The 8,293-nt window shown below is 67.1% G+C and carries 9 protein-coding genes; 7 read left to right on the forward strand and 2 right to left on the reverse strand.

The window, feature by feature from the left end; all coding sequences use genetic code 11:
- The coding region (locus QO207_RS30800; RefSeq protein ID WP_301536040.1) for a 2-aminoethylphosphonate--pyruvate transaminase at positions 1–780 on the reverse strand (780 nt) is incomplete at its 3' end.
- Between the two features lie 149 nt (positions 781–929).
- Between QO207_RS30800 and QO207_RS30805 the strand changes: the two genes are divergently transcribed.
- The gene (locus tag QO207_RS30805) at positions 930–1,790 is read left to right on the forward strand and encodes a LysR substrate-binding domain-containing protein (protein ID WP_301536041.1); all 861 of its coding nucleotides are present in this window, start codon (positions 930–932) and stop codon (positions 1,788–1,790) included.
- A gap of 103 nt (positions 1,791–1,893) precedes the next feature.
- Here the strand turns inward: QO207_RS30805 and QO207_RS30810 are convergent, their stop codons facing one another.
- On the reverse strand, positions 1,894–2,772 hold the full coding sequence (locus QO207_RS30810) for a LysR substrate-binding domain-containing protein (RefSeq protein ID WP_301536046.1): 879 nt from the start codon (positions 2,770–2,772) through the stop codon (positions 1,894–1,896).
- 309 nt (positions 2,773–3,081) lie between these two features.
- Between QO207_RS30810 and QO207_RS30815 the strand changes: the two genes are divergently transcribed.
- The 6 genes from QO207_RS30815 to QO207_RS30840 all read left to right on the forward strand — a co-directional run.
- A complete protein-coding gene (locus QO207_RS30815) occupies positions 3,082–4,440 on the forward strand; it encodes an MFS transporter (protein ID WP_301536042.1) in 1,359 nt (452 codons plus the stop codon).
- Between the two features lie 46 nt (positions 4,441–4,486).
- A complete protein-coding gene (locus QO207_RS30820; protein ID WP_301536043.1) occupies positions 4,487–4,843 on the forward strand; it encodes a RidA family protein in 357 nt (118 codons plus the stop codon).
- 8 nt (positions 4,844–4,851) lie between these two features.
- The gene (locus QO207_RS30825; protein WP_301536047.1) at positions 4,852–6,246 is read left to right on the forward strand and encodes an FAD-dependent oxidoreductase; all 1,395 of its coding nucleotides are present in this window, start codon (positions 4,852–4,854) and stop codon (positions 6,244–6,246) included.
- A gap of 178 nt (positions 6,247–6,424) precedes the next feature.
- Positions 6,425–6,946, forward strand: coding sequence for an RNA polymerase sigma factor (locus QO207_RS30830; protein WP_301536044.1), 522 nt, complete (start codon positions 6,425–6,427; stop codon positions 6,944–6,946).
- A gap of 107 nt (positions 6,947–7,053) precedes the next feature.
- On the forward strand, positions 7,054–7,977 hold the full coding sequence (locus tag QO207_RS30835) for a FecR domain-containing protein (RefSeq protein ID WP_301536048.1): 924 nt from the start codon (positions 7,054–7,056) through the stop codon (positions 7,975–7,977).
- Positions 7,978–8,086: 109 nt separating this feature from the next.
- Positions 8,087–8,293 (forward strand): hypothetical protein (locus tag QO207_RS30840; protein ID WP_301536045.1); only part of this gene is annotated, 207 nt, incomplete at its 3' end.

The raw sequence follows: 8,293 nt of genomic DNA on the forward strand, positions 1-8,293 counted from the left end.
CTCGTACTGGCTCCGCGCTTCGTGCAGCGCGGCCACCACGTGGGTCGGCGGGGTGAAGCGCCACTGGCCGGTCTTGGCCATGTAGGCGTGCTGGTCCTGCAGGTCCATGGACAGCGAGTGGCAGTTGCCGGCGCTGGCGTCCAGCGCAGTGCTGCGGGCAAAGACGAAGCCCATGCCCGGCACGCCTTCCAGGCACTTGCCGGAAGCGGCGATCAGCGCATCGAAGGGGGTGTGGCGGGCGTCGATATCGAGTGCGCCGAAGGAGCTCATGGCATCGATGATCAGGCGCTTGCCGTGGGATTCGATGACCTTGGCGATGTCGGCCAGCGGGTTGAGGATGCCGGTGCTGGTTTCGCAGTGGATCAGCGCCACGTGGGTGACGCTCGGGTCCGCCTTGAGCAGGCGATCGACGTCGGCGGCGGTGGTCGGCACATCTTCTTCGGTTTCGAAGGTGCTGAACTCGCGGCCGATCACCTGGCAGATCTTCGCCAGGCGCTTGCCGTAGGCACCGTTGATCAGCACCAGCACCTTGCCGTCGCGCGGCACCAGGGTGCCGATGGCGGCTTCGACGGAGAAGGTGCCGCTGCCCTGCAGCGGTACGCAGGTGTGGGTCGCCTCGCCGTGGATGATCGCCAGCAGGCGCTTGCAGACATCGGCGGTCAGGTCGTTGAAGTCGCGGTCCCACGAACCCCAGTCGACCATCATGGCGCGACGGGTGCGGGGGGACGTGGTCAGCGGACCGGGAGTCAGCAGGATGGGGGCTCGCTCGGCAGTGCTCATGCTCGATTCCTCTTTCGTGGGAACGTCGTCAGGGCTGAATTCGGTTGGGCCGTGGCGGGTTCGCTGCGGCCTGGGCATAACTTGCCGAGCGAGCTGATATCGTTCAAATTGTTTATCACGATGCACCACATAAGCCGGACATATACCTGATGAATCTCTTCCAGCTCCGCGCCTTCGACGCCGTCGCCCGCGAACGCAGCTTCACCCGCGCCGCAGAGCGGCTGTTCATCAGCCAGCCGGCGGTAACCGGGCACGTCAAGGCGCTGGAGGAGCACTACCAGGTCAACCTGTTTCGCCGCACCGCGCGGGGTGTGGAGCTGACGGCCGATGGCGTGCGCCTGTCCGCCATCAGCCGCACGCTGTTCGCCCTGGAGGAGGAAGCCGAGGCCATGCTCGACGCCAGTCGCGAACTGGTGACCGGGCGCATCGAGGTGGCCGCCGACGGCCCGCACCTTGTGATGCCGATGCTCGCTCGCCTGCGCGCAAGCTACCCCGGCATCACCGTCAACCTGCGCCTGGGCAACGCGCAGGAAACCCTCGCCGCGCTGCTGGACGAGCACGTTGACATCGCCGTGCTGACCGAGGTGGAGCCGCGCGCCGGGCTGTTCCTGCGCGAGCTGGTGGAGTCGCGCATCTGCGCCCTGGTGCCGGCCAGCCATGCCTGGAGCGGGCACGCTGGCGAGCTGCCGCTGGGCGAGCTGGACCAGCAGATCATGGTGCTGCGCGAGCCCGACTCGATTACCCGGCGCACCTTCGATGCGGCGTGCTCGGCGGCCTCGGTGGAACCGCGCGTGCTGCTGGAACTGGACAGCCGGGAGGCGGTGACCGAAGCGGTGGCTGCGGAGCTGGGAGTCGGCATCGTGTCGTCGATGGAAGTCAGCCCGGACCCGCGGGTGAAGGCGATTCCGCTCAGTGGCGAAGGCCTGGTGAACCGCCACGCCATTGGCTGCCTGGAGCGGCGCCGCGGGTTGCGGGTGGTGAGTGCGTTTCTGGAGTTGGCGGAGGGCTGATCGATATTTCGGCGGATGCGGTTCGCGAGCAAGCTCGCTCCTACAGGTCGGCTTTGAGTTGCGGTGCCTTTCGTAGGAGCGAGCTTGCTCGCGAACAGTCGCCCTACTCCGCCGGCAAATCCTCGCGCACCAGATCGAGAAAGGTCGCCACGATCCGCCGTGAGCTCTGCTCGCGCAGGCACACCAGGGTCTCGCTCATGTGCCGCTCGCAGTCGATGATCGGCAGCGCATGCACCCGGTTGTCGGAACCGAACTCGGCGGCCGACACCACCCCCACCCCGATCCCCGCAACCACCGCTTCGCGCGCGGCCTCGCGGCCTTCCACCTCGATGGCCGCGCGAATCCGCAGGCCGGCGGCGCGCATCTCCTCCTCCAGGGTCTGCCGGGTGACCGAGCCGTGCTCGCGCAGCACCAGGGGCGCGTCGTCCAGGTCGGCCAGCAGGATCGAGTCGCGCTGCGCCCAGGGATGGCTGTTGGCGACGAAGGCGACGATCGGATCGCTGCGCAGGGTGAACGACAGCAGGCGCTCATCCTCCACCGCGCGCCCCAGCAAGGCCAGGTCGGCGCGGTAGGCGAACAGCGCCTGCAGCGATTCATCGGTGTTGCCGCTCTCGATGCGCACGCGGATACCGGGGTAGCGCTGGCAGAACGCCGCCACCTGCGGCAGCAGGTGTACCGCCGCGTCCACCGCCAGCAGCAGGCTGCCGGTCTGCAGGGCGCGGGACTCCTGCAGCAACTCCTGGGCCTCGGCCTCGATCACGAACAGCCGCTGGGTCACCGCCAGCAAGCGCTCGCCCAGCTCGGTCAGGCGCACCGAACGCTTGTTGCGGTGGAACAGCAACACGCCGTAGCGCTCCTCCAGCTTGCGTACCTGGTCGGAAACCGCCGGCTGGGTAAGGAACAGGCGCTCGGCAGCGCGGGTGAAGCTGCCGTGCAGGGCGACAGCGTGGAAGGCCTTGAGCTGGGCATGGGAAACGGAGATGGCGGCGGTCCTCGGCAGATGAGAAATGCTGTCGCCCAATGCAGGTGACTGACGGGTCAACTACCGGACATTGGTACTTCCTACGTAATCGTCCTACAAGGAAAACTTATTTTTATAATTTGATAAATCGATTTCAGTTATTTGTGCGGAATTGTTTCCATCCCTCCACCGACGCTTCCCGGCGACGGCCACCAACGACTCCAGCGCTTCTGACCCGCACTGGAGCGACGTGCTCGATACAACAAGAACAAGAAAGGCGTTACCTCACTGACTGCCGGCACAGCACAACTACAACAACGAGGTCGGAACATGCTTACCCCCCAAGGCAACGCAACATCCCGCTCGCCCCTGGCGACGATCCAGCGCTGGCGCTGGCAGATCTTCGCCATCACCTGGCTGGCCTACGCGGCCTTCTACTTCACCCGCAAGGCGTTCTCGGTGGCCAAGCTGGGCATCACCGAAGACCCCACCTTCCACCTCGACAAGGCCATGATGGCCAACCTCGACGCGACCTATCTCGCCGCCTACGCCGTCGGCCAGTTCACCTGGGGCGTGCTCGCCGATCGCTTCGGCCCGCGCGTCGTGGTGCTCGGCGGCCTGCTGATCTCGGCCGCTGCGGCGATGGTCATGGGCACCTGGGCGACGTTGCCGATCTTCGCCACCTGCATGGTGGTCCAGGGCCTGGCGCAGTCCACCGGCTGGTCGGGGCTGTGCAAGAACATCGGCAGCTTCTTCGCCACCCACGAACGCGGCCGCATCCTCGGCCTGTGGAGCACCTGCTACGCCTTCGGCGGCCTGGTGGCCTCGCCGTTCGCCGGCTGGTGGGCGTACTCGGTATTCGGCACCTGGCACGCGGCCTTCTATTCCAGCGCCGCCGTGGTCGGCGGCGTGGCCCTGCTGTTCATCTTCCTGCAGCGCAACCGTCCGCAGGACGTCGGCCTGCCGCCCGTGGAAGCCGAGCCCGAAGCGGTGCGCTACGCCGGTTTCAAGCCCGAAGGCCAGAACGCCGGCATCCGCGAAACGCTGGCGCTGGTAGTCGGCAACCGCACAGTGCTGACCCTCGGCCTGTCGTACTTCCTGCTCAAGCCGGCGCGCTACGCGATCCTGCTGTGGGGGCCGGTGATCGTCTATGAACGCATGCCGGGCCTGGGCAAGGTCGGCGCCGCCGTACTGCCGACCGCCTTCGAGGTCGCCGGGTTGCTCGGCCCGATCCTCATCGGCCTGGCCTCCGACCGGATCTTCGGCGCCCGGCGCATGCCGGCCTGCGTGATCAGCCTGATCGGCCTGACCGTGTGCCTGGCGCTGTTCGTGCCGTCCATGCAGACCGGCAGCAGCATGCTGGTGTTCGCCCTGCTGTTCATGATGGGCCTGACCCTGTACGGGCCGGACTCGATGATCAGCGGCTCGGCCGCCATCGACTTCGGCACCGGCAAGGCCGCCGCCACCGCCGCCGGCTTCGTCAACGGTTGCGGCTCGGTCGGCGCGATCCTCGGCGGCCTGCTGCCGGGCTACTTCGATACCTACACGGTGTTCATCGTGTTCACCATCACCGCGCTGATCTCCGCCGCCATCCTGCTGCCGCACTGGAACAGCTTGCCCGAAGGCGCCACACCTGCCGCCGGCCGGGTTCCCAATCGCTCCGTGAAGGTCCGCATGGCGCGTTCCTGATTCCTCGGCACAGGGACGTGCCACTGCCCTACAAGGTCAATAGTCCATGAACATCGAACGCTTTGGAGTGGTCCAGCGCCGCTCCGAAATGGTCCTGCACGAGCAGACGCTTTACATCGGCGGCCAGGTCGCCAGCGACACCGGGGCCGATATCGAAGGCCAGACCCGGGAAATCCTCCAGGGCATCGAACACCTGCTGGCCGGCCTCGGCGGCGACCGCACGCACCTGCTGACGGTGCGCATCCTGCTCGCCGACCGGGATGACTACGCCGGGCTCAACCGGGTCTGGGACGAATTCTTCCCCCTCGGCCATGCCCCGGCCCGCGCCTGCACCCTGGCGCAACTGATCGACCCGGCCTGGCGCGTGGAAATGATCGCCACCGCCGCCCTGCCCCCTCGCTGAATACGGAGATCGCCATGCGCCCTTTCTGGCTTGAACAGGCCCTGCAGCAGGACAACGAACGCGCTGCGCCTCTGGAAGGCAGCACCCGCGCCGACGTCTGCATCGTCGGCGGCGGCTACACCGGTCTGTGGACCGCCATCATGCTCAAGGAGCAGAACCCGGAACTCGACGTGGTGATCATCGAGGCGGACATCTGCGGCGCCGGCGCCAGCGGCCGCAACGGCGGCTGCGCGCTGTCGTGGTCGGCGAAATTCTTCACCCTGGAGCGGTTGTTCGGGCTGCCCGAGGCGATCCGCCTGGTGACCGAATCGGAACGCAGCATCCACGCCATCGGCGAGTTCTGCGAACGCTACGGCGTGGATGCCGACTACCGCCTGGACGGCACCCTGTACACCGCCACCAATGCTGCCCAGGTCGGCGCTACCGATGGCGTCATCACAGCCCTGGAGCGCCACGGCATCAACTCCTTCAGCAAGCGCCCGCTGGACGACGTGCAGCGCATGGCCGGCTCGCGCAAGCACCTGGAAGGCTGGTTCTCCCCGGCCGCCGCCAGCGTGCAGCCGGGCAAGCTGGTGCGTGGCCTGCGCCGCGTGGCGTTGCAACTGGGAGTGCGGCTGTACGAGGGCACACCGATGACCGGGCTGGACCAGGGCCGCCCAGCCACCGTCCACAGCCCCGCCGGCTCGGTCAGCGCCGACCGTGTGGTGCTGGCGATGAACGCCTGGATGGCCCGCGCCTTCCCGCAGTTCGAGCGCAGCGTGGCGATCGTTTCCAGCGACATGGTGATCACCGAACCACGGCCGGACCTGCTGCAGGAAATCGGCCTGACTTCCGGCGTCACCGTGCTCGATTCGCGCATCTTCGTGCACTACTACCACAACACCCCGGACGGCCGGATCATGCTCGGCAAGGGCGGCAACACCTTCGCCTACGGCGGTCGCATGCTGCCGGTATTCGACCGGCCTTCGCCCTACCTCGGCCTGCTGCAGGACAGCCTGGCGGAGTTCTTCCCGGCCTTCGCCGAAGTGCCCATCGCCGCCAGCTGGAACGGGCCGTCCGACCGCTCGGTGACCGGCCTGCCGTTCTTCGGCCGCCTGGGCGAAGCGGACAACGTGTTCTACGGCTTCGGCTATTCCGGCAGCGGCGTCGGCCCCTGCCACATGGGCGGGCAGATCCTCAGCTCGCTGGTGCTCGGCCTGGACAACCCCTGGACCCGCTCGCCGCTGACCCAGGGGCCGCTGGGCCACTTCCCGCCCGAGCCGATCCGCTACGTCGGCTCGCTGATGGTGCGCAATGCCATCCGCCGCAAGGAGCGCGCCGAGGATCGCGGCCACCGCCCGCGCCACCTCGACGTACGCCTGGCGCGCTTCGCCGCCGCGGCGGGCAAGGCCGACAAGGCCTGACCCTTTACCCTCACCGGCCGGCTGAGGGAATGGGCGAGGCGCCCCGCGCGCCTCGCCCTTTTTTCATTGGCTTTTTCATTGACGCGCGCACAAGCCGATGCACGGATGGGCTTGTGCCATTACTCGCATATAAATAACATTGATTATCATTTGAAAATTATTCCTGCTGGACGCCCTTGTGAGCACTTCCAACCTCGACGCGGTCTTCCTGGCCCAGCGCCTGCCTTTGTTGCGCACGCTCATCCGCATGGTGAAGAACCCGAGCATCGCCGAAGACCTGGTGCAGGAAACCTACCTGCGCGTCGCCGGCACCCTGCGTGAGCGCCGCATCGATCACCTGGAACCCTTCCTCTTCCAGACCGGCCGCAACCTCGCCCTCGACCATCTGCGCCACCTGCGCATGCAGTCGCGGACCATGCTCGACGACGTGCCCTACGATGTCCTCGAATCGATACCGGCACCGGCCTCCAGCGCCGAGGACCAGCTCCACGCGGAGAAACTGCTGGAACGCCTCGGCGCCACCCTCGGCCAGCTCAGCCAGCGCCAGCAGCGCATCTTCATCCTCAGCCGCCTGCATGGTTGCGGCTATGCGGAGATCGCCGAGCAGCTCGATATCTCGCCCAGCACGGTGCAAAAGGAATTGAAACTGATCATGGCGATCTGCGTCGGATTGGTCAGCCGCCTGGAGGAACAGGTATGACGGACTACCGTTCGCCGGCCGATTCGACAACAATGCGCGGCTCAGCCCACCCGGACCGCCACGAGGATCGCCCCTTGCCCCACTCCGCGCCGCCCGACGAGCAGGCGATGGCCGAAGCCCTCGACTGGCTGGTCCTCGAGGACGACATGGACGCCGCCACCCGCGCGCGCTTCGACGCCTGGCTCGCTGCCAGCCCGGCCAACGCGCCGGCCTACCAGCGCGTGCGCGATGCCTGGCAATCACCGCTTCTGAATACTGCCGCCGCGCGCCTGGAGCGCCAGCTGGTGCAGCAGCAGGTGCGCCCGCTGCGCCGCCAGCGACGATTCTGGAAGCCCGTGGCCACGGCTGCCGCCTTGCTGCTCGCGGTAGGCATGGTGGTCCAGGGCGACCTGCTCACCCGTCTGCGTGCCGATCACCTCACTGCCGTGGGCGAACGCCAGAAGGTCCAGCTCGCCGACGGCTCGCGGGTGCTGCTCAACACCGACACCGCGCTGTCCAGCCGCGTCGATGACCAGCAGCGCGTTGCCCACCTCTACCGGGGCGAGGCCTTCTTCGACGTCGCCCACGACCGCAGCCGCCCCTTCGAGGTGGAAGCCGGGCCGGTACAGGTCACCGTTCGCGGCACTGCATTCGCCGTGCGCTACCTGGGCAACGAGGCGGAAGTCAGCGTGCAGCGCGGCGAGGTCGACCTGCGCACGCGCCTGGACGATGCCCGCGTCAGCCTCGGCGCCGGCGACAGCATCCGCGTCGGCCCGCAGGGCTTCGGCGAGCGCCAGCATGGCGGTGAAGCCGAATCGCAACTGGCCTGGGTGCAGGGCCGCATGGTGTTCGAGAACTGCCCGCTCAGCCAGGTGCTGGCCGAGCTGCGCCGCTACTACCCCGGCTGGATCGTCAATACCAACGAGCGCCTGGATAACGTCAGCGTCACCGGCAACTGGCGCCTGGACGACCCGCTGGGCGTGGCCCGCTCGCTGGCGCAAATCACCTCCGCCGAGCTGCACGAATACCCGAAACTGCTGATCCTCAACTAAACACAAATTATTTTTACGCGATTCGAAAGGCTCGTTCGTTTAGTCAGAAGCCAATGCAATAGATTCGCATTTACGAATGCGAACAAAGACTGACTAAGAGAGCCCTTCGATGACCATTGCTTCTTCGCGTGCCCCTCTGCGCCGGCTGTCCGCGCCGGCCAGCATCTCGCTGCTTGCCCTGTCCATCGGCCTCGCCAGCCTGCCGGCCACTTCCGCCGTCGCCGCCGAAGCCAGCCAGACCCAGGCCGGCTACAGCTTCGACATCGCCCGCCAACCGCTGGCCCAGGCGCTGAACCAGTTCAGCGCGGTCACCGGC

Source organism: Pseudomonas sp. CAN1, from assembly GCF_030462585.1.
Classification (GTDB): Bacteria; Pseudomonadota; Gammaproteobacteria; order Pseudomonadales; family Pseudomonadaceae; genus Pseudomonas.